Origin of the sequence: Halomicrobium mukohataei DSM 12286 (genome assembly GCF_000023965.1) — an archaeon.
Taxonomy (GTDB): Archaea; Halobacteriota; Halobacteria; order Halobacteriales; family Haloarculaceae; genus Halomicrobium; species Halomicrobium mukohataei.
The window spans coordinates 65,963-87,047 of sequence record NC_013202.1 but is presented as its reverse complement, the minus strand read 5'-3'; the positions used below and the strand labels follow the sequence as shown (position 1 = coordinate 87,047).

15 protein-coding genes and 8 pseudogenes are annotated in these 21,085 nt (G+C 49.7%); 16 read left to right on the top strand and 7 right to left on the bottom strand.

The annotated features are described in order from the left end of the window. Window positions 1-5: 5 nt before the first annotated feature. The 7 genes and pseudogenes from HMUK_RS18190 to HMUK_RS16520 all read left to right on the top strand — a co-directional run bounded on the left by HMUK_RS18190 (window position 6) and on the right by HMUK_RS16520 (window position 7,846). Window positions 6-386, top strand: coding sequence for a hypothetical protein (locus HMUK_RS18190; protein ID WP_049940693.1), 381 nt, complete (start codon window positions 6-8; stop codon window positions 384-386). After that, a pseudogene (locus tag HMUK_RS18185) lies at window positions 371-697 on the top strand (SIS domain-containing protein); the annotation flags it as partial. The gene HMUK_RS18190 and the pseudogene HMUK_RS18185, both read left to right, overlap by 16 nt. 239 nt (window positions 698-936) lie before the next feature. Beyond that, window positions 937-2,289, top strand: coding sequence for a glycosyltransferase family 2 protein (locus HMUK_RS00365; RefSeq protein WP_012807620.1), 1,353 nt, complete (start codon window positions 937-939; stop codon window positions 2,287-2,289). 90 nt (window positions 2,290-2,379) lie between these two features. Further along, window positions 2,380-3,489, top strand: coding sequence for a non-hydrolyzing UDP-N-acetylglucosamine 2-epimerase (gene wecB, locus HMUK_RS00360; protein ID WP_012807619.1), 1,110 nt, complete (start codon window positions 2,380-2,382; stop codon window positions 3,487-3,489). Further along, entirely contained in the window at window positions 3,486-4,781 is a 1,296-nt protein-coding gene (locus tag HMUK_RS00355) for a nucleotide sugar dehydrogenase (RefSeq protein ID WP_012807618.1), read from the top strand. Before wecB ends, HMUK_RS00355 begins: the two co-directional genes overlap by 4 nt. A 6-nt stretch (window positions 4,782-4,787) precedes the next feature. Continuing rightward, the gene (locus HMUK_RS16525) at window positions 4,788-6,038 is read left to right on the top strand and encodes a glycosyltransferase family 4 protein (protein ID WP_012807617.1); all 1,251 of its coding nucleotides are present in this window, start codon (window positions 4,788-4,790) and stop codon (window positions 6,036-6,038) included. Continuing rightward, on the top strand, window positions 6,035-7,846 hold the full coding sequence (locus HMUK_RS16520; protein ID WP_012807616.1) for a heparinase II/III family protein: 1,812 nt from the start codon (window positions 6,035-6,037) through the stop codon (window positions 7,844-7,846). Before HMUK_RS16525 ends, HMUK_RS16520 begins: the two co-directional genes overlap by 4 nt. Window positions 7,847-7,981: 135 nt before the next feature. Here HMUK_RS16520 and HMUK_RS18100 read toward each other — a convergent pair. Then, window positions 7,982-8,054 (bottom strand): annotated as a pseudogene (locus HMUK_RS18100) (IS6 family transposase); the annotation flags it as partial. A gap of 128 nt (window positions 8,055-8,182) precedes the next feature. Between HMUK_RS18100 and HMUK_RS00345 the strand changes: the two are divergent. Further along, window positions 8,183-9,457 (top strand): IS4 family transposase, encoded by a 1,275-nt coding sequence (locus tag HMUK_RS00345; RefSeq protein WP_012807615.1) that lies wholly within the window; start codon window positions 8,183-8,185, stop codon window positions 9,455-9,457. Window positions 9,458-9,464: 7 nt separating this feature from the next. On the opposite strand, the pseudogene HMUK_RS17390 reads toward HMUK_RS00345, so the two are convergent. The 3 genes and pseudogenes from HMUK_RS17390 to HMUK_RS16515 form a co-directional block, all read right to left on the bottom strand. Continuing rightward, a pseudogene (locus HMUK_RS17390) lies at window positions 9,465-9,599 on the bottom strand (IS110 family transposase); the annotation flags it as partial. A gap of 389 nt (window positions 9,600-9,988) precedes the next feature. After that, complete coding sequence (locus HMUK_RS16910) at window positions 9,989-11,161, bottom strand: hypothetical protein (RefSeq protein WP_126967055.1); 1,173 nt, start codon at window positions 11,159-11,161, stop codon at window positions 9,989-9,991. Between the two features lie 506 nt (window positions 11,162-11,667). Beyond that, window positions 11,668-12,696, bottom strand: a complete 1,029-nt coding sequence (locus HMUK_RS16515; protein ID WP_164731966.1) for a glycosyltransferase — start codon at window positions 12,694-12,696, stop codon at window positions 11,668-11,670. A gap of 207 nt (window positions 12,697-12,903) precedes the next feature. Between HMUK_RS16515 and HMUK_RS17825 the strand changes: the two are divergent. The 6 genes and pseudogenes from HMUK_RS17825 to HMUK_RS16495 form a co-directional block, all read left to right on the top strand. Then, window positions 12,904-13,191: pseudogene (locus HMUK_RS17825) on the top strand (IS701 family transposase); the annotation flags it as partial. Window positions 13,192-13,236: 45 nt separating this feature from the next. After that, window positions 13,237-14,344, top strand: a pseudogene (locus HMUK_RS16510) (IS630 family transposase). A gap of 52 nt (window positions 14,345-14,396) precedes the next feature. Beyond that, window positions 14,397-14,816: a hypothetical protein gene (locus HMUK_RS16905; RefSeq protein WP_049940689.1), complete on the top strand. Its 420-nt coding sequence runs from the start codon at window positions 14,397-14,399 to the stop codon at window positions 14,814-14,816. Beyond that, window positions 14,705-15,046, top strand: a complete 342-nt coding sequence (locus HMUK_RS17385; RefSeq protein WP_223270976.1) for a transposase — start codon at window positions 14,705-14,707, stop codon at window positions 15,044-15,046. The genes HMUK_RS16905 and HMUK_RS17385 overlap by 112 nt, the downstream gene beginning before the upstream one ends. Window positions 15,047-15,336: 290 nt before the next feature. Next, entirely contained in the window at window positions 15,337-15,915 is a 579-nt protein-coding gene (locus HMUK_RS16500) for an IS6 family transposase (RefSeq protein ID WP_223270975.1), read from the top strand. A 78-nt stretch (window positions 15,916-15,993) separates the two neighbouring features. Further along, window positions 15,994-16,998: a glycosyltransferase family 2 protein gene (locus HMUK_RS16495; RefSeq protein WP_012807610.1), complete on the top strand. Its 1,005-nt coding sequence runs from the start codon at window positions 15,994-15,996 to the stop codon at window positions 16,996-16,998. A 42-nt stretch (window positions 16,999-17,040) separates the two neighbouring features. On the opposite strand, the gene HMUK_RS16490 is transcribed toward HMUK_RS16495, so the two are convergent. After that, complete coding sequence (locus HMUK_RS16490; protein ID WP_012807609.1) at window positions 17,041-18,216, bottom strand: glycosyltransferase family 4 protein; 1,176 nt, start codon at window positions 18,214-18,216, stop codon at window positions 17,041-17,043. Window positions 18,217-18,392: 176 nt separating this feature from the next. On the opposite strand from HMUK_RS16490, the pseudogene HMUK_RS18180 reads away from it, so the two are divergent. Then, window positions 18,393-18,461, top strand: a pseudogene (locus HMUK_RS18180) (IS6 family transposase); the annotation flags it as partial. A gap of 8 nt (window positions 18,462-18,469) precedes the next feature. On the opposite strand, the gene HMUK_RS16485 reads toward HMUK_RS18180, so the two are convergent. After that, on the bottom strand, window positions 18,470-19,105 hold the full coding sequence (locus HMUK_RS16485; RefSeq protein WP_012807608.1) for an IS6-like element ISHmu2 family transposase: 636 nt from the start codon (window positions 19,103-19,105) through the stop codon (window positions 18,470-18,472). A gap of 344 nt (window positions 19,106-19,449) precedes the next feature. Here HMUK_RS16485 and HMUK_RS17820 point away from each other — a divergent pair. Further along, window positions 19,450-19,737 (top strand): annotated as a pseudogene (locus HMUK_RS17820) (IS6 family transposase); the annotation flags it as partial. Between the two features lie 43 nt (window positions 19,738-19,780). Here HMUK_RS17820 and HMUK_RS16480 read toward each other — a convergent pair. After that, window positions 19,781-21,052: pseudogene (locus HMUK_RS16480) on the bottom strand (IS4 family transposase). Window positions 21,053-21,085 lie beyond the last annotated feature (33 nt).

Sequence of the window (21,085 nt, the reverse complement as noted above, 5' to 3'; positions counted from 1 at the left end):
CGATAATGTGTGACATCATCATCATCAGCTGTGTCGGCCGCGGCGACGAGACACTGGACGTGCTGGTCTATGGGCTCTCGAAACTGCAGTACCCGGGCTACGACTCGGCTGGCGTCGCTCTCGGTGGCCATGAGGCGGCCGACGGAGCCGAGCCAGAGGCCGCGCTGCGAACCGCCGTCGACCGACTCGAAGGGAGTTATGCCGTCGCCGGCACAGATGCCGTCTTCGTTGCACGAAACGACTCGCCGCTCGTGCTGGGGCTGGACGACGACGCGACGTATCTCGCCAGCGCCGTGTCCGCCTTCCGCGATTACACGGACAAGAAGGTCTATCTGGCCGACGGCGAATTTGCCCGCCTCGACAGGGAGGGCTGGATGGTACACTGAAGATGAAAGAGATTACGTACAAACACGCCGAGGGCTTCGCCACCGGCGAACTGAAACACGGCCCGCTGGCGCTGGCCACCGAGGACACGCCCGTGTTTGCGGCCGTCGTCGGCGACGGCGAGCAGGCTCGCAAGACCGTCGGCAACGTCAAAGAAGTGGAAGCTCGCGACGCGCCCGTCATCGCCGTCACGGACGGGCGAAGCGACGTAGAGCGATACGCCGACAAGGTGCTGGAGTTTCCCGAGAGCCGCCCCGAAGCGGCCGCGGTGCTCGCGAACGTCCAGCTCCAGCTCGTGTCGTACTACACCGCGAAGGAATTCACCGACGCAATATGTTGTGAGACCATAAGAACTAATATCGAAGTCAGTTACTTTACCAATATCCAACGACAACATGCTGTCCTCTATGCAGGTAACAAACGGAGCAGGAACTGCCCGGTGCCGCTGGCACCGGCTGATCTGTCCAGCGGTCCGTGTGGGATTGCACAGGCCAACCCTGCGGCCGGCGATGGAGAAACTGCCCGTGTTGTCGCACTGTGGTGGTGTATGATATGAAACAGCTCGACGACTCGTTACAGGATGTCAGTACGGGGGTGTCACAGATAGATCCTGCAGCGGTTGTTCGCGACCGGGTCGAACAGAACACGACGAACACGGCTATCGGGCTGGTCGCACGACCGGACAATACCGAGGTGCTCGCCTGGGGAACGCTGTGGGCGCAAAACCAGGGCCATGCCGTCTTCCTTACCTACACGAGTGCGTGTGATGAGGAAGTCTTGGAGTTCGCTGATGGACTCGGGGCGACGGTGGTTGACCCGGAAAGCGACGAGACCGATCCTGAGCTGTTACGCCAGCAGCTGGTAGCTGCTGCTCATGAGGACGGATACGAACACGTGTTCGTCAATCGCGATATTATGTCCTCGAATCACGTCGGGGACGGTGAGCTGCGTCAGGACGGGCATGTTGATACTGGGGAGGCCACCACACCCGAGTGCCTCGTTGCCATTCCCGCATACAATGAGGCCGGTACAATCGGTGATGTCGTCGGAGACTGCCAAGCGGTCGCTGACGAGGTGCTCGTTATTGACGACGGTAGTGATGACGAGACGGCTGTTCGGGCGGAGTCGGCCGGTGCCACGGTCGTCGAACATGCGCAGAATCAGGGCTACGGGGCGGCGCTTCAGACTGCATTCGAAGAAGCCGACGTTCGCAAGGCCGACCACTTGGTGATTATCGACGCCGACGGCCAGCACGATCCAGCTGATATCCCCCAACTGATCGAAGCCCAGCAGGAGAGTGGAGCAGAACTGGCTATCGGTAGTCGATTCACCGGCGACGGCGATACCGACGCACCGCTATACCGCCGGCTCGGGCTCGGTGTGGTAAATGCATTGACGAACTTGAGCATGGGCGTAATTCGACCTCGTTCGCGTGTCCGAGATACCCAGAGTGGGTTCCGGGCGTACGATCGGACGGCGATTGAATCGCTTGCTGTCAGTGACGAGATCGGCGACCGCATGAGTGCAAGCACGGATATTCTGTATCACGCTCAGCACAACGACTTCGACATCGAGGAAGTGGGGACGACCATCACCTACGAGGTAGAGGATGCCAGCAGTCACAATCCCCTCGATCACGGGCTGACGCTCGTCAAGAACATCCTGTTTACAATTGAGCGCAAGCGCCCGATGACAGTGCTTGGGGTTCCGGGTTTTGCGAGTGCGCTGACGGGTATCGGATTTTCCTACTGGACGTTGTCGAACTTCCTGAACTCGGGGACGTTCCCGGTTGGGCTCGCACTGGTGTCGTCGGTGTTCATGCTCGGTGGCGTGTTCGCCTGCTTTACGGGTATTATTCTGCACGCGCTGAATACACAAGTGGTACACCGGTTGGAGGAGACATAAGGTGACAATCCAGCGCCATCACAACGTGTGGCGGACAAACATGGATAGGCATCGAATCGAAGCACTTGCAATATCATAGAGATTCCAAGCATGACAGAACAACAGCCACATATTGTTATCGTTCTTGGAACGCGCCCAGAAATCATTAAGCTCGCACCGGTAATCCGAGCCTGTGAGCACCAGAAACTATCCTATTCAGTCATCCATACCGGACAACACTACTCCGACTCACTCGACACGGTGTTTTTCGACCAACTGGAGTTGCCAGCGCCGGATTATCAGCTTGGTGTGGGGTCGAACACACACGGCCAACAAACGGCCGAGATGCTGGCGGGCCTTGAGGAGATTTTGCTCGAGGAAACGCCTGAAGTCGTGCTTGTCCAAGGTGACACAAACTCCGTGCTTGCGGGGGCAATGGCCGCGAGTAAATTGGAGATGCAACTCGGTCACGTGGAGGCCGGGCTGCGCAGTTTCGACCGGGAAATGCCCGAAGAGACGAACCGCGTGCTAGCCGACCACGCCGCAGACTACCTGTTTGCTCCCACGGAGACCTCCCGCGACCATCTCCGTGAGGAAGGAATCGCTGACGACCGGATCCATGTCACAGGCAACACGGTCGTCGATGCGGTCCAGCAGAATCAAGAATTGGCCGCCACGAAGAGTACTATTCTTGAAGAACTTGATATAGCTGAGAAGAACTTCGGGCTTGTGACAGCCCACCGAGCAGAGAACGTGGACGAACGAGACCGCTTTGCCGGGCTGCTAGAGGGTGTCCAGCGCGTAGGCGAGGTATTTGACCTTGAGATGATCTATCCGATCCATCCGCGGGCCAAAGAGCGCTTGGATGTATTTGATTTCGAAACTCCGAGTGCTGTCCGCCTCGTTGAACCACAAGATTACCTCGATTTCATCCGATTACAAAAATCAGCAAAAATAGTACTCACTGATTCAGGTGGTGTTCAGGAGGAGACTTGTATCCTCGGGGTCCCGTGTGTTACCCTGCGAGAGAACACTGAACGGCCTGAAACAGTCGAATTTGGGGCCAATCAACTGGCTGGCGTCGATCCACAACGGATACTCACGTCCACGAGAGAGATGCTAGAGAAGGAGTCCACTTGGGATAATCCCTTTGGTGACGGGCAGGCGGCTGACCATATTCTTGAAATTTTAAGTCCAGTGGGACGAGGGATACAGTCATGAGTTCTGTATGCGTACATGGGTTGGGGTATATTGGTCTTCCAACTGCGGCGATGTTAGCAAACTACGGGCACACTGTTATTGGGTATGATGTTGACGAAGAGCTGGTAAATGATCTCCAAGCAGGCCAAATCACGTTTGACGAGCCAGGCCTGCAGGCCTTTGTTACAGAGGCTTTGGAGTCAGGGAATCTGGAGGTGTCTGATGAAGTAGGGCCAGCCAAGTATCACATTATTGCGGTGCCCACTCCATTCGATGAGGAAGCGAAAGTCGCTGATATAAGCTATATCGAAGCCGCGGGCGAGGCTATCACACCTCATCTTCGCCCAGGTGATTCTGTAATCCTAGAGTCAACAGTGCCTCCGGGAACAACTGTCAACACGTTACAACCAGTACTTGAGGAATCCGGTCTAGCGGCCGGCAACGACTTTGCATTAATTCACTGCCCAGAAACCGTGCTGCCGGGTAATATCATCACGGAATTACGAGAGAATGATCGCATAATCGGTGGTGTCAACGGCGTCTCGACTGAGGCTGCAGTCCGCCTATATGAGTCGTTTGTCGAGGGGGACATCCACACGACGGCAAATGCAACGACCGCTGAGTTTGTCAAGCTCATCCAGAACACCTACCGCGATACCAATATTGCCCTAGCCAATGAACTGGCCCAGTTGGCGCGGGACTACGATATTGATTCTCGAGAGGCGATCCATCTGGCGAACCAACATCCCAGAGTTGAGATTCACCAGCCTGGCCCGGGAGTTGGTGGGCACTGTTTGCCGATTGATCCCTGGTTCCTTGGACAAAATTCAGACAATCTGGATCTGATCTCGACGGCCCGCGAGATTAACGACGGGATGGTGGACTACATCGTTGACCTTGTTGGATCGACACTTGGGACGTTGGCCGGCAAACAGATTGCTATTCTCGGGGTCGCATACAAGGGTAATGTCGATGATATCCGGAATAGCCCTGGCCTCGAAATCGCGCGACAACTTCAGTCGCTCCCTAGCGATACGGCTACTCCGATCTCCGCGGACGGCGGGCAGGAAGCGGGTATTCAGATCAAACTTCATGATCCGCATGTGCAGGATCAGACATTGGATCTGGACTCACTAGCAGATGCCACAGACGATGCAGATGCGGTCATCATTGCTACCGACCACGAGGAATATACAGAGATTGATCCACCGAAACTCAAATCTCGAATGGGCTCCAAGTTAGTCGTTGACACGAAGGCGATTTTAGAACAATCGACATGGGAAGATGCGGGATTCACCGTTATTCGTATTTAGAATTCAATGAGTAGTTCTTCATTAAATGTACTTGTTGTGAGCCAAAAGTTCCCACCTGAGAAGGGAGGCAACGCATCTCGAATGGGAGACCTGACTAGCCACATGGCTGAGGAGTGTGAGGTAACGGTGATCGCACCCCCTTCATGTTATCCCGCCAGTGACTTCGACTGGTCCTGGGATTGGGAGACAACGGAGGTTCGAAACGGCTGTGAGATCGTTCGTCTGTGGGCGTGGCAGCTTCGTACTGTCGACCCGTCGTTTGTCGATCGCTTACTCTACTATTTTACCTTCGTCGCCCACGCGCTGTTCTGGCTGTTTCAACGCCGACAAAAATATGATGTCATCATTACAACGTCGCCACCAATTTTCACGGGAATGGTAGCTCTCCCGTTCAGCATGCTGGGATCTCTTAACTGGATTCTCGACATCCGCGATCTCTGGATTGATGTCTCGTCCGATCTGGGCTTCATCTCTGAAGACGGAATTATTACGAAGAGTAGTCGGCGGTACCAAGCAGCAACACTTCGCCAGGCGGATTTGATCACTGTGACAACCCATGGGACCACCACACAGCTCCGTGAGCGCTATGATTTTGAAACGGAAATTAGCGTTATTCCAAACGGTGTTGACACCTCTGTTTTCACACCAGAACCGTCCTCAAATGAGGTGGAGCTAATATACACTGGGAATCTCGGCTATGGGCAGGATCTCGAAACTTGTATTCGAGCGCTTCATTACACGGAATCAGATGTAAGGTTTCGGATCGTCGGTGATGGCGATCTTCGACCAGAACTAGTTGAACTCGCGGAGAAAATCGGTGTCTCTGATCAAGTTGATTTCATGGGCTTGGTCCCGCGTGAGCAAATTCCCCAGTTACTCGGTACAGCAGCCATCGGCGTTGCTCCCCTCAAAGAACAAGATTCACTGGAGTATGCAGTCCCGACAAAACTGTACGAGTATTGGGCCTGTGAACTTCCTGTGCTGGCTCTCGGACAGGGGACAATAGAGGAGATCGTTTCAGAATCTGGGGCTGGCGTTGTTCCCTCCGGATCGCCACGGACGGTCGCCAGAGAAATTGACGCACTTCTCAGTAACAAAGAACACCGGAAGCAACTTGCAGAACGGGGACGAACATTTGTTGTGGCAAACTATGAACGGCAAGCCCTCGCACATGAATTTGTGCAACTTGCGCACAGAGTAAATTCCCCCTCAGGCGAAATATCCACGGCGCAAGCACGTACAGAGGAAGCACCGTGAACGATTTCTATTCCGAGCGTTCTCAAAGCGTGGGTGAGCGACTTGCCCTTGGAGTATTCACAGCTGGACGACTGCAGCGGGAGCAGGTTCTGGGCATTCTTGAGCGAAAAGTCCGTCACGCGCTCCTTCCAAGGCTCCCTATTGACTTTGACGCACGCTATGACGCACAGGTACCCAATAAACTCAAACTGACGGCTGGTCCCATTAATGAGAACACAAGACGTCTCAGAGACAGTCTAGAACCGGAGACCAAACAACGTTATCAAGAGCGGTTAAACCATTTTGAAAATGGACAACTCTCGTTTATTGGTCATGAAGTTTCCCTTGACGCTGACCGGACGATCGATTGGGACGATGATCAACTGGAGGGAATACCCTTGCTCTGGTGGCTCAAATACCAATCGCTCGAACCGCTCAAATGGTTTCTCTTCAGCCCCGAGGAGTCTATAGACCGGGAACGAGTTGTCCGGGAGGTTCTTGACCCATGGGTCCGAACGATGGCGTCAACGGCACAGATTGGCACCCCTGAATATCTTCGGCGCGACTGGATTCCACATGCAGTCTCGCTTCGAGTCATGACTCTTTCTCGGTACTCTGCCTGGCTCGAAAGTGAAGGAATGATTGCTTCTAGGCAATTAGTATTAGAATACTTGTACAAGAATGCACTATTTCTGCAGAATCATATAGAAACCGATGTCGGTGGGAACCATCTAATTGAGAACGCTCTGGCCTTGCTTATGGCTGGATTGATCTTTCAGCAGGCCGATGAATGGATCCGAAGCGGAACGGAATTATTTGAGCGAACGGCTATAAACCAGTTTCTCGGGGATGGCAGTCATTTTGAAAAGAGCCCGATGTATCATATTATGTCTCTTAGGAGGATGTTAACTTCCATTGGACTTTTATCCAAGTATGGTTACTCCATCCCACAGACCATTCAACATAGTGCTGAGAAGGCGACAGAGTTTTTAACATACCTAACTCCACCAGATGGACAGATTCCCCTATTAAATGATTCTCAGTTTTATCAAGTACTTTCGATTTCAGAGATTTTACTGTATGCTGACAAAATAGACATTACGGCGGACAACAATCCAGACCAGTTTGGAGCTTCAGGGTACTATTGGCTAGGAAGCGGTGCTGATCGTATGCTTGTTGATGGTGGATGTGTTGGCCCTCCCCATTTGCCTGGCCATTCTCACATTGATCTCCTCAGCATTCTGCTGTGGCTTGATGGTAACCGTGTACTCACCGATACGGGGGTCTACCAGTATGCAGATGATGTTCACCGTCAGTATGCGAGGAGTATTAAAGCACATAATTCAGTTCAAGTCGGTGATTGCAATCCGATCAAAATCGGTGGACAATATCTTATGGGTCGCCGGACGGCACCTGAAACTACCATGTCTCGCAACGAATCATTTAAGCAATTTGAGGGGAAGTATGAGGTAGAAGGATTTCTCAAACCGTTATACACACATAAAAGACGAATTCAGACAAATGGGAAGTGGTGGCTGGTCACTGATGAGGTCTCCAGTCACGGGGATCGCCCCATTATCTCACGACTTCATTTTCATCCCTCAATAGATTTGAAAAAAGTAGATGATGCAAAATTCAATATAATTTATGATTCTGAATATCTGCTCGGGTATCTCCAAGCATTGCACTGTGAGAGTATCGTACTTGACACAAGCCCCTACTTTCCCGAATTTGGGACCAAGATTAGCAGAAAGGTGCTTGAACTGAGATACGAATCGACTCCCGCAGGATATGTTATTTCAAAAAATGAAGGTTCTGAAGTGAAGTGAATCTCAGAATCTCGGATTTGATGATGATTTAATCAACCAATCTGTGAGGCGGTATCCAACTTTGAATCACCTTGGCGGCGTTCGTCCGTCAAATGCTTGATTGCCCCGTTGATGGTTATAATGGTGTCTGAATCATCATAACCACTGTCTCGCATAGATGGACTGCCCACCAGTACGTGTGAAAGCGGCCGAGCCGCATGATGATAGTCTAGAATTACTGTTATCCGTCTTTAGTTAGTCGAGGAATCGCGTGACAGCAGCGGCTTATCGAGGATTGTTTTTGGAAGGAATGAGGAGGCGGCAAGTGTGTACCAAGACGCCTCCTCATCGAGAATCATGCGTCGGCTTACTACACTGTTTCCCTCCGAGTTCCTCGAAGAGCACGCCGAGGAACTCGGCGTGGTCGAACGTGATCGTGATCTTCAGATTCTTATCCTCGTCTGGGCGCTCGTGTTCGACTTCGCCACAGGTGAGAACCGAACACTCGCTGGATTCAGACGGAGCTACAACTCGACGGGTGACGAGACACTCTCCCCTGGTGGCTTCTATCAGCGGTTAACGCCGACACTCGCAGCATATTTGCGCGACCTCGTCGAGCGTGGTCTCGACGAGGTCGCTGTACCCAACGCTGTTGACGCTGATATCGACCGATTTAGGGATGTGATGATTGCTGATGGAACCGTGTTGCGGTTGCACGAGTTCCTCTCTGAGGCGTACGAAGGCCGCCACGAGGAGCAGGCTGGAGCACGGCTCCACCTGCTCCACAACGCCACCGACCAGACAATTGAACGGAGCGACGTGACTGACGAGAAAACGCACGACAGTACGCTGTTCAAGACGGGGTCATGGCTGCAAGGACGGCTGGTTCTGTTCGATCGCGCGTACTTCAAGTACCGCCGTTTTGCGCTGATCGACGAGAACGACGGCTACTTCGTGAGTCGGCTGAAGCAGAACGCAAATCCGGTGATAACGGCGGAATTACGGGAATGGCGCGGGCGCGCCATTCCCTTAGAGGGCAAGCAGATCCACGATGTGGTCACTGATCTCTCGCGGCAGTACATTGACGTTGAGGTGGAGGCGGAGTTCAAGCGAGGACAGTACGAGGGAACACGCTCGCTAGACACGAAACGATTCCACGTCGTTGTCGTCCGCGATGAGGACGCTGACGACTACCATCTATACATTACAAACCTGTCGAGAGAGGAGTTCCTTCCGGCAGATTTAGCAACGCTGTATCGGTGCCGCTGGGAGGTAGAAACGTTGTTTCGTGAGCTGAAGACACAGTACGAGCTGGACGAATTCGACACGAGCAACCCTGCTGTCGTGGAAATTCTGCTGTATGCGGCGTTGCTGTCGCTGCTAGTGAGCCGTGATCTGTTAGATCTAGTCACCGAGCAGGCCGACGATGAGATCGTATTTTCGCCGGAACGCTGGGAGGCGACCTTTCGGTTGCACGCCCAGCTCATCCTCCACGAATTCGGCGAGTACCTCGGCTACTCGCCACCGCCGTTGCTGGAACGGCTGATTGATGACGCACAAAAGATCCACCAGCAACGACCGATCTTACAAGAGACGCTCTCTACCGTTACTCAACTGAGGTGTGAGTCTTAGCTAAAGACGAATGCTTCTGTGAGATCTCAAAGAGGTCCACGTTGGCGACGTGGACCTCTTCGCCTTCATCGTCAAGTACAGCGACCTGAGCTTCCCTTTTATGGAGGTCAATACCAAGGTAGTGATCCGTGGTTGTGGTCATGGTATCTTCTGGAGTCCTGAATGCGTAAAGCGGAACGACATCGCTGTGGGCTTTCGGCTTCGACTGACCTCGGTCGGTCGGATCGCGCTCCCAGATCTCTGTTCCTTCGCATCCGGAGTCCGTCACCCTCCTGTACTCGGAGATGTATGTAATAGATCGACCTTTGGGACTCCATGATAAACTTCACGCTCTCGGCTTTTCAGCGGGCTTCTCATGGAGTCACCCTCGACTACTCCAGTAACCGCCCGCCTCACCGAGGTATCCCTAAAGGTAAATTGGCACAGTATCTCAGAGCGTTTAATTACGTTGGAGCTAACTCGAAAACCTGACCGAGATACTCTCAAATTAATATTCATGTGTCGTTGTGGGGTCAATAATACGAAATAGCATTAGGATGGTATTTTGAAAGCAGTGGAATTACCATTCTCGTACACCTTAAGCATGTGTGTGGCACTCTGATAATTTGAGCGATCATGATTAGTAACATTGTACTGTTGATCTACTGACCTCATATATATGTATTCAGAATCTTTTGAACCAACTAAAAACCAGTCATAATTATCTAATGAACTCAGGTTTGAATACGACTTTGGATGCGAGTATACTTCACCCGGACCTGTTAGAAGTAACATTTTATAGTAGTCATTAGCTAATATCTTTCCTTTGAATACTGTGAACTTAGTAACGGCCCGCTCATGATCTTTAGTGAACCGATCATAATTAGGGGGCGATTCTACATTTGATGATGGGGAAGGAAGACTATTATCATACATATGTGGGTAGATGCCTGCAATATTTGATACAACTAATACCACAATGAGTAGTGCTAATAGCTTTCTTCCAAGATTTTTTGAGACAATCGGTGCCGACACTATAATTGCAATTGGCCAAAAGAACACAGTGAATCTGAATATATTAACTACATCAAATATATATATTGGTATATTTAATAATAGCATCGAGGTTATCAAGATAACAACTGAATTTTTCATTGTGTTATTGTATACTCTAGTACCCAGCACACATATAATGTAAACCATCCCGATAAGGAGAAGCTGAAAATATACAAACAGGTAATCTCTTACCGATGGCCACGATAATATTGAGTGTTGAAATTCTTGTGCATTCGCCTGGGCGTTTACGACAGGTTCTCCAAACTGGGTTAAGGACTGTAGAACAACAAATAATGCATTTGATGATCTAAAGGAGACTAATATGATGTGGGAAAGAGATAGTATAAGTAAAGTAAGGAATACCAATCTGTATGGGTCGATAATACCAACAATAGCTTTTGAGCGGGTCTCAATTTTTGTTCTCTTAAGACTCAACACTACTCCTGCTGAGAACGAAAGCGCTGCTATTGCACTATAAACTCTTGTGAACGGATGTGATAAAACTAGTGGGAATATTAATATCATAGACAAATACATATATCTCCTTTCCCAATTCCTGTGAATATTAATAAGAAAGAGGATAAACATGAAGAAGTAGGCCACTGAGAGGGGAAATCTACCATATCCTGATGGGACAATTATTTGGTATAAAAATGGCATTGGAATCATTACTACCACGATAAGATTATCACCATTTATTAGAGTTCTAGCGACTAAATAGATGAATAATAATATCAACAAACTCATAATGACGCTAGCGGACTTAATGATCGTCTTTGGTGGTATATCCGTTATATAATGTATCTGACTGGACAATATATGGATCATAGGATAGGGGCCGACTGTAGAATGATTCAATTGGTTCGGGTTCCAAACACCCGAATCCAAAATTGATATAAAAGCGGACAATTCCCAATAAGCATCAAGTCCTGGTAGGCTTCGTAGACCAGATTCTAACGGGAGCAAAAACTGAAGGATTACTGAAATAAAAACTATTTGTGCGACTGCAACCTTTTTGGCCACAGTATCTTCTGTAATATGGTATAACAGTGGTGGAATTATGGCAATGGCAACAGATATTAAGAATATTGGCCAACTGTCCCTGAAAAATAATGTGTATATCCATAGTGGCGCCCAAGATAGTAGTAGTAGAGCCTGGGTCTTAGAACGTGGGATCATATTACTTCTGAAATAACTTCTGTTAGCTTGTCACTGGCATTTTTCATCGAATATTCATTCACACATTTCTTTCTCGCTGCCTCCCTCATCGAGTTTCGCAATTCATCGTCCTCGAGTATCGTCTCAATAGCGCCAACCACCTGTGAAACGTTTTCAGGCTCGACAACGATTCCACACTCATTTAGTATCTCTGGAATATCTCCTATATTTGTGGAAATAATGGGCTTCTTCATTGCCATAGCGTCAATTAACTTGGCTGGAACTTGTCCTACAGATGCTGGAGATTCTTCCTGAGGTATAATCACAACATCAGCCATCGACAAAAATTGGGGAAGGTTAGAAAACGAAAATGGATCTATAAGAGTCAGATTTTCATATTCTCTATTGAGTTTTTTTATTTTATTATTTTCTGCATTGACCATCATGACTTCGATATTTGGTATTTTCGATCTTTGGACGGACTGCAAAATGATTTCGACCCCCTTGTGAGTACGCGGTTGACCAAGGAACATTGCTACTCTTTGGTTTATGACCCCATATTTCTTTTTCATTTTCTTCTGATCTGTATTCTTGGGGTTTAGCCAAGAGGTATCCCTAGCATGCGGAATAATATAGTCTGCTTGATATTTTTGCTGCAGAAACTGAGAGACGGTGGTTATTTTATCAGCTCTTGTGATGAATGGCGACAAAAGTTTCGTGGAGTAGTATCCATTAGGATCTAAAATCGACTTAATTAAATAATGATCGGTATTATGTTTCGATTCAATATGAAGGCCCCTTTCCCAATCGTCGATATCGAGTATGATTGGTACATTATTTATTGCCTTGTTCAGAATTCCTACACCGAAGCTAAATGTTCTTGGTTTTATAGCATACACGACGTCACCAGTCGTCTTATCCAATATTTTAGGGATGGATGTGATAGAGATCGGGTTAGCCGGTATTTTAACCTTCTTATAATCAAACTCGTCAGAAAAGGGCTCGTAGACATCGGTTCCTTGTGCGAGCCCTCCAATGACTTCCACATCAAACGGTCCTCGTTCTAGTCCTTTTGCGATGACATATGCCCGACCTAATTGATTATTTGACAAGTCGCTACACAAGACGCTAACTTTCATAACAACAAGTTGATCCTCAGGTTCTTTAGACTAGCGGTAGAGTAGATGGCCGTGTTTAGTTACTTGACTTCGCACCTTATGCTGGTGTAGCGCGTAGAGAGACGTGAAGATCGGATGCTCCCACTCACGTCGTTTCTGTCTTGTACCGCACCAATTGACGAGTTAGAGTGCTTTTCGACCCGGCAGAAGTACCATGCCAAGACTTACGTTACCGGTCTTGTTGCGGCCAGCAACAAGACCGTGGACGGTATTTCCACGCACATGCTTCCAGCCAAGAGCGAACGCGCTCTCAACAAGTTCCTCACCGAGTACGATTGGGACGAAGATTAACTGAACAAAGAACGGCTGGAGCTACTCCAGCAAGCCGACGACACCCGCTGGTCCAGTGAAGGTGTCGTCATTTAGTACGTAAGGGAAGTTTTGGGGATGGCGTGCGAAGTCTATCCAATGAGTGGAGAGCGTCGCAAAGAGATCGTCCGTCACCACAGTGAGGACGATCTCGACCGGCTGTTAGCCGAAACAGACGACGAGAAAATCAGTAAGCGACTCATCTTCGTCAAAAATCTCTACCAAGGAGACAGCCTCGAAGAAGCGGCTAATCGTGTCGGCAAGTCTGAATCGACCGGCAGTCGCTGGGCCCGGCGCTGGAACGAAGGCGGTCTCGGACTACTTACGCCGAACTTCGGGGACGGACGTCCCCCGAAGCTCGGCGAAGACGACCAGGAACAACTCTTGGAGATGCTTCGTGACGGCCAGCCTTGGAAATCACAGGAAATCCAGCACCTTCTCAACGAAGAGTTCGACGCTGAGTACCATCCAGTCTATCTCAGCCAGTTTCTCGACAACCTCGGACTGTCCTCTCAATTCCCCGGACTAAACGGCCATCACGGCCGGATGATGCCGAAGAGATTCTCGACGAGCGCGTCGCCGACGCGCTCGACGAAGATGACACCGATGAGCCCCATAACAAACGCGAGGGTGACGAGGAGGAAGGTTGGGTCATTGACGACGATATTTGTACAGATGGCGGCACTGTCATGGGGTTTTTCGATGCGTCACACCCGCAGCCGTGGGACAATTCTCACCGGCTGTGGTACGTCGATGACCCGCATATCGAACGACCGCTGGTGAATCTCCACGAACCAGCGGTCGGGTTCTATGCACTCGACGGGAACAGTGTGGTCAGCTTCCCTGAAGACCAGACGAAAGAACGGATTTGCGAGTGTCTCGAAAGGATCCGCGAGCAGAATCCCGCTGCGCGGATTCTGCTCGTCTTGGACAACCACTTCGCACACACGTGTGAGTACACACGCGCAAACGCGCCCATCAACTCGGTATCGATCTCATCTTCCTCCCCGTTGGCTCGCCCGACCTCAACCCAATCGAACAGGTCTGGAAACAGCTGGAATGGGTGGCCTCACCGCTTATCGTCGAGAGCGCGGACGAATTCCGCGCTCTCGTCGAAGACCTCTTCGAAGAACTCACCTCACGACTGAGCTTCGCCCGGTCTTGGATCGACGAATTCCTCGGTAATCGCTTGCAGTTCTTCTCCTAATTACTATATCGACGACACCTTCACGCACAAAACAGGCACGAAAATTCCCAACGTGGGGAAATTCTACGACCACACCGTCCCCGGCTACATCTGGGGACAGAACCTCATCTACGCGCTCTACGCCGACGAGAAAACCACATATCCACTAGGCTTCCGCCTCTACGAGAAGGACGCGAAACGTCGCGTCGAACTCACTATCGAGCTTGTCAACGACCTCATCGAGATAGGTGTCCCGGCGGACACCTATCTCTTCGACATAAGCTATTGTTCCGAGGAGTGCGTGACTCACCTCGAAGGCTACGGCAAAGAGTGGTTTCCGCGGTCAAGAGTGACGCGCGCGTCACGTACAGTGGAGAACGCATCCGTGTCGACGCGCTTGGCCAGCGCGTCGACACGGTTCCCCGGACGATTGACGGCGACACCTACCATATCTGGACGCAGAAGCGTGAAGTTGGGCGCCTCGGTGCAGTGAAGCTGCTGATCACAAAGAAAGAACCCACCGAGCAAGACGACGAGGACGACGAACCGAGCGTGAAGTACATCGTGTCGAACAAAATCGACGCACCAGCGAGCCATCTCATCGAGCTGTACGCGATGAGATGGCGCATCGAGACGTTCTTCAGAGACACCAAGCAGGACCTCGGTCTTGGAGACTGCGGCTCCGGCAGGCCGCAGGTGCCAGTCGCCACTGGCACCTGCTGATGCTGGCCTAGCCTCCTCAAGCTGGGTGCTGCACACAGCGCTCTTGGAACGATTCTCGGTCACGCAGCGTCACTTCGTGCCGATATCAAACGATCCTTCCGCGAAGGTGTCGAAAACCTCCTTTCCTGGGCACTCAACAGTCCGAACCGAAGCACCGACGAGCTAATGCAAGAGATCGAGGGAATCTTCGTCTAACGTGCGAAGTCAAGAGTTAAGCGTGAAAAGCGAGGCGGACAGATTTCTTGGTGTCCATGCCAGAAATCAGCCGCCTCAGTGGGAATTGAGAGTGGATTGATTTGGATTTTGTGGAGCGCGAGCGGACACCCGGGCAAGCGATGGCGCTAGGTATTCAATCGCACCTTGCAGGACTCTCGCTGTCGAATACCGTCAATTTACTCGAAGATCTGGGTGTCCAACGCAGCCGGAAATCAATCCACGACTGGGTGCAAAAAGCCGATCTACAGCCAGAGTCTGGACGATCGCCGAATCAGATTGCGCTGGACGAGACAGTGATTCGAATCAACGACCAGCAGTTCTGGCTGTACGCCGCCGTAGATCCCGCCACAAACGATCTGCTTCACGTCCCCCTCTTTGCAACGACCACGACCGCTCTGACCGAGATTTTCCTTCGCGAACTTCGACAAAAACACGATATCGAAACAGCTGAGTCTCTTGTTGATGGCGCTCAATACCTCCAAACTGCACTCCAACGAGCTGGGCTACGATTTCAGATATGTCGCCACGGAAATTGGAATGCTGTCGAACGGATTTTCCGAGAACTTAAACGACGAACCTCGTCGTTTTCGAACTGCTTCAGCCACGTCGAACCAGAAACAGCCGAATCATGGCCTCAAGCCTTCGCTCTCTAGCTAAATGCTGCTAACTAAACACTACTGAGTAGATCGAGCAACGCCCTATTTAATAAGTGCTGAGCAATATCGTAAGTTATGGAGGTCTCTGTTGCACTGTGTACGTACAACGGCGAAAAATACCTGTCTGAACTTTTAGATAGCTTAGTTTCTCAAAGTCGACCTCCAAATGAGATAGTGATTTGCGACGATTGTTCTTCTGACTCAACGCTCCAAATCCTAAAAGAGTTCAAATCTGAATGTGAACTGGATGTTAGATTAGTATCAAACAGTAATCGGCTTGGAGTCAATAAAAACTTTATTAAATGTGTGAATTTGTGTATGGGTGATGCCATAGCAATTTGTGACCAAGACGATATTTGGGATGAAAATAAGATAGAGAGAGAGGTAAATATGATGCAAAAAGATTCTTCTACTCAGGTTGTTTTTCATAATTCAACTATAGCTGATGAGAATCTTGAGCCGATGGGTAATCTTTGGGAGGCAGTTGGATATTCTCATGGCGAGTTAAAGGATTCAAGATCTACTTTCCAGCGCTTATTAATTGAAAATGTAGTTCAGGGTTCCACGATGTTAATCGATTCTACTCTAATAGAAGATCTACCATTGATTCCAGAGGAGTGGAACTACGACCATTTCATTGCGTTATATGCTTCACTCGTCACAAATATATGCGATATAGATGAAGAGCTATTAATATACAGACAGCATGAAAATCAAAAAATAGGGGCGCCTAGCGCAGAGAGTCGATGTATAATCCCCATCATGTCTTTTTTTGATAGTCTTCGGGGAGAACCTGAGGATTACAGAAGACAAGCCAATATGATGAAGACTATTACTACATTGATCGAATCAGTTGAGGAGGATCGATTAAACATATCCCGAAAAAAGGCTTTAAGTAGTGTTCATAGTGTGAAAAGCTTCCGTGAAAGACAAGCTAAGATATTCGATGGTTCAGAGCACATAAAAGACCGTATGTATTTGGTCTACAAAAACTATAATGAGGACATGTATAGAAAGTATTCCCAATCTAATGCTGTAGTTGTACGCGATATTATTAGATCAGTCTACCATAAACATTAAAATAAATATGTTCTCGAAGGATGTCCATGTCATTTTATCCAATCACTCTGAATTATATATTGAAATGTTTTTATTTGCTATTGCCTCCCAACTTAGAACATTCCTCGCGTGCTCAACCGACTTCTCACTATGTGATTTGATTTTTTTGGGGCTATTTATATATTTTTCCATTTCTAATTTGAGAGATTCAGAATCGCCTCTCACAAATTGACTTCCATTATCATTACTTACTATGTAGTTTGTTGCTTTACTTTTGGGAATGATTACAGGAAGACCTGTTCCTATGGCCTCAACGGTAGTTATGCCCAGCTTCCCCGGCCAAACGCCTATATCTGCAGCATTATAATACATCGAAAGCTCGTCGTGTGGTACAAAATCCTTAAATATAACATTGGAGGATAAACCATATTCCGATACTAAATCTTTTATTCTCTCCATATATGCTTTACCACGCGGGCCCGATGGACGGCCCACGATTAATAGCGTCCAATTATATTCTGACTCTATTTCGTTCAGTGCGTCAAGCAGTACCTCAATATCCTTACGTGGATCAATGTTCCCAGCAGTAATTATAACCTTATGGTCATTAGGGAATCTGTATTTAGACCGAATCTTATCTCGATCTGCTTCATTAGGACAGAACAGTTGGATGTCAACACCTAACGGTAACAATTCGGTTCTGTCTTCATCTATCCCAAACCTATCAACTAAAAATTCCTTGGAATATTGTTGTACTGGCAAATATAACTCAACTTCTTCATCTATATATTTAAATAATAAAATTTTAAATATGTGAAATGAAGAGGATTTAAATAAACTATCCAGATTAAAATTCCCGTTGTCAACATGTTCATCAATATATAGTTGACAGTCTGTCTGCTTACAATACCTTGCTGCCTTGATGGCTTGTGTGTTTATTAATGATCTGCACTGTATAATATCTGGACCAATTTCATTTAACTTCTTTAGGAGCCCCCTCATTATAATATTCCCTGCAGAATTAATTTTAAATAAATAGTTAAGCCTGTGGTATTTGACGCCTTTATAGTTGTATATTCCCGAGTTAAAATCATTCCTCTCTTCTTTAAACTTTTCGGGTACTGCTGTACTTGTTATAACTTCTATATCGATTCCCTCTTCCAATATCTTTGGAGGGAGCAGATTTTCTTGGTAGCCCATATTTGGCATCACGTAATCGTGGATATGAACAACCTTCATTGATGGATAGAGGGTGTCAGTAAAAGTTAAGTGTGCCGGAAGCGGCCAACTCAAATCAACTATATGTTCGCCTTTGATAGGCACCCTTATAGATATTAAGAATAAAGTGGAATCTGTCAAGTGACACTGTCTAGTTGATCCGTTAAGGAACGAGCTGGCCGTAGCGAGAGGTGTTTATGTCACCCGCCGACCTGCTCAGAGGAACATTGGAAACGGACAGCCAAGACGTTTGGGAGAATGAGCGCGATCGTGTTTAGTTTGGAGCATTGTGCCAGCAGGCGAAGGCTTGAAGCCATGATTCGGCTGTTTCGGGTTCGACGTGGCTGAAGCAGTTCGAAAACGACGAGGTTCGACGTTTCAGCTCTCGGAAGATCCGTTCGACGGCATTCCGATTTCCAGCGCGACACATCTGAAATCGGAGCCCAGCTCGTTGAAGCGCAGTTTGGAGGTGTTGGGCGCCATCGACGAGAAATTCGGCAGTTTCGATATCGTGTTTCTGCCGAAGTTCGCGCAAGAAGATTTCGGTGAGAGCGGTCGTGGTTGTCGAAAAGAGGCGGACGTGCAGCAGGTCGTTTGTATCGGGATCTGCAGCAGCATACAGCCAGAACTGCTGATCGTTGATCCGAATCACCGTTTCGTCAAGCGCGATCTGATTCGGCGATCGACCCGATTTCGGCTGTAGATCGGCTTTTTGTACCCAATCGTGAATCGCTTTCCGACTACGTTGGACACCCAGATCTTCGAGTAATTCGACGGTATTCGACAGCGAGAGGCCCGCAATGTGCGATTGAATACCGCGGGCCATTATCCACTCGGGTGTCCGCTCGCGCTCCACAAAATCCAAATCAATCCACTCTCTATTCCCACTGAGGCGGGCGATTTCTGCCATAGACCAGCAAGAAATTCTCCCGCCTCACTTTTCACGCTTAACTAAACACGACCATGAGCGCACGCCGACACCCGTCCGGCGTTTTGGGTGCATCTACACACGGCGTGGCTGTCGATCAGGAGATGGTGGCGATTTTAGAACGTTGGATGTCGATCTATCCCACGGAGCAGTCTGAAATTGGGTACATCAGCGTGTCATAGAATGCGTCTCACACCCTCTACACAGTGACTTTGAGCACTTCGCCTCACGCTTGATACAGAGGAACGCTGTATTTTATATTATATTCGCATGATTTCTCGGGAAATGATCTAGCTGAGAACTATTGTATGACACGCTCTACATACCTGTCTGAAGCACAGAGCGACCCGCCGACGGTAGCACCGTCACGGGTCGCGGTCGACGAGAACAGATATAGGTTGGTGGTGAGAAAAAATGGCTTTACACCGCCATCAACACTGACTCAAAGTTATTGATCGAAGTCGTGGTATTCAGCTACCGTGGGCAGATTCCGGGACGGTATTCCTGATCAACTCTCCGAGAGATACGTTCTCGCCGAGACAGATTTTCTCGTCGATGCTGGCGGCTATCTGACTGCCTTTGCCCGTCACGAATTGAGCGGTCGGCTTGACTATTGAACGGGGAACCATATAAACAGTAATTCTCATTGGTCTTTAGTTAGGCCTCACACCTTGGTTGCGTAGCGGTAGCGAGCGTCTCTTGTAAGATCGGTCGCTGTTGGTGGATTTTCTGAGCGTCTTCGATCAGCCGGTCCAGTAGTGGCGGTGGTGAGTAACCGAGATACTCGCCAAGTTTGTGGAGGATGAGTTGGGCGTGCAACCGAAAGGTCGCCTCCCAGCGTTCCGGCGGAAACACGATCTCATCGTCGGCCTGCTCGGTGACTAGATCTAACAGATCACGGCTCACTAGCAGCGACAGCAACGCCGCATACAGCAGAATTTCCACGACAGCAGGGTTGCTCGTGTCGAATTCATCTAGTTCGTACTGCGTTTTCAACTCACGGAACAGCGTTTCTACTTCCCATCGACATCGATACAGCGTCGCTAGATCTGACGGGAGGAACTCCTCTCTCGGCAGATTCGTTATGTACAGATGGTAGTCGTCGGCGTCCTCGTTGCGGACGCCGACGACGCGGAACCGCTTCGTGTCCAGCGAACGAGTTCCTTCGTACTGTCCCCGCTTGAACTCCGCTTCGACTTCTACGTCGATGTACTGCCGCGAGAGATCATCAACAACATCGTGGATCTGCTTACCTTCCAGAGGAATGGCGCGGCCGCGCTATTCCCGTAATTCTGCCGTTATCACCGGATTTGCGTTCTTCTTCAGCCGGCTCACGAAGAAGCCGTCGTTCTCGTCGATCAATGCAAATCGGCGGTACTTGAAGTACGTGCGATCGAATAGAACTAGCCGTCCGTGCAGCCAAGATCCTGTCTTGAACAGCGTGCTGTCGTGCGTTTTCTCGTCAGTCACGTCGATCCGTTCAATCGTCTGGTCGGTGGCGTTGTGGAGCAGGTGGAGCCGTGCTCCAGCCTGCTCCTCATGGCGGGCTTGGAACTCCTCAGAGAGGAACTCGTGCAACCGAAACACCGTTCCATCAGCGATCATATCCCTGAATCGGTCGATATCAGCATCAACGGCGTTAGGAACAGCGACCTCGTCGAGGCCGTGCTCGACGAGGTCGCGGAGATACTCTGCGAGTGACGGCGTCAACCGGTGATAGAAACCGCTGGGAGAGAGTGTCTCATCAGCCGTCGAATTGTAGCTGCGTCGGAACCCGGCGAGTGTTCGGCTCTCGCCTGCGGCGAAGCCGAACACGAGCGCCCACACGAGGACGGGAATCTGGAGCTTGCCCTCTCGCTCGACCACGCCGAGTTCCTCGGCGTGCTCTTCGAGGAACTCAGAGGGAAACAGTGTAGTGAGCCGACGCATGATTCTCGATGAGGAGGCGTCTTGGTACACACT

Coding starts and splice junctions, on each gene's coding strand:
- HMUK_RS18190 (WP_049940693.1), top strand. CDS start 6: ATGTGTGACATCATCATCATCAGCTGTGTCGGCCGCGGCGACGAGACA.
- HMUK_RS00365 (WP_012807620.1), top strand. CDS start 937: ATGAAACAGCTCGACGACTCGTTACAGGATGTCAGTACGGGGGTGTCA.
- wecB (WP_012807619.1), top strand. CDS start 2,380: ATGACAGAACAACAGCCACATATTGTTATCGTTCTTGGAACGCGCCCA.
- HMUK_RS00355 (WP_012807618.1), top strand. CDS start 3,486: ATGAGTTCTGTATGCGTACATGGGTTGGGGTATATTGGTCTTCCAACT.
- HMUK_RS16525 (WP_012807617.1), top strand. CDS start 4,788: ATGAGTAGTTCTTCATTAAATGTACTTGTTGTGAGCCAAAAGTTCCCA.
- HMUK_RS00345 (WP_012807615.1), top strand. CDS start 8,183: ATGCGTCGGCTTACTACACTGTTTCCCTCCGAGTTCCTCGAAGAGCAC.
- HMUK_RS16910 (WP_126967055.1), bottom strand. CDS start 11,161: ATGATTCCAATGCCATTTTTATACCAAATAATTGTCCCATCAGGATAT.
- HMUK_RS16495 (WP_012807610.1), top strand. CDS start 15,994: ATGGAGGTCTCTGTTGCACTGTGTACGTACAACGGCGAAAAATACCTG.
- HMUK_RS16490 (WP_012807609.1), bottom strand. CDS start 18,216: ATGAAGGTTGTTCATATCCACGATTACGTGATGCCAAATATGGGCTAC.
- HMUK_RS16485 (WP_012807608.1), bottom strand. CDS start 19,105: ATGGCAGAAATCGCCCGCCTCAGTGGGAATAGAGAGTGGATTGATTTG.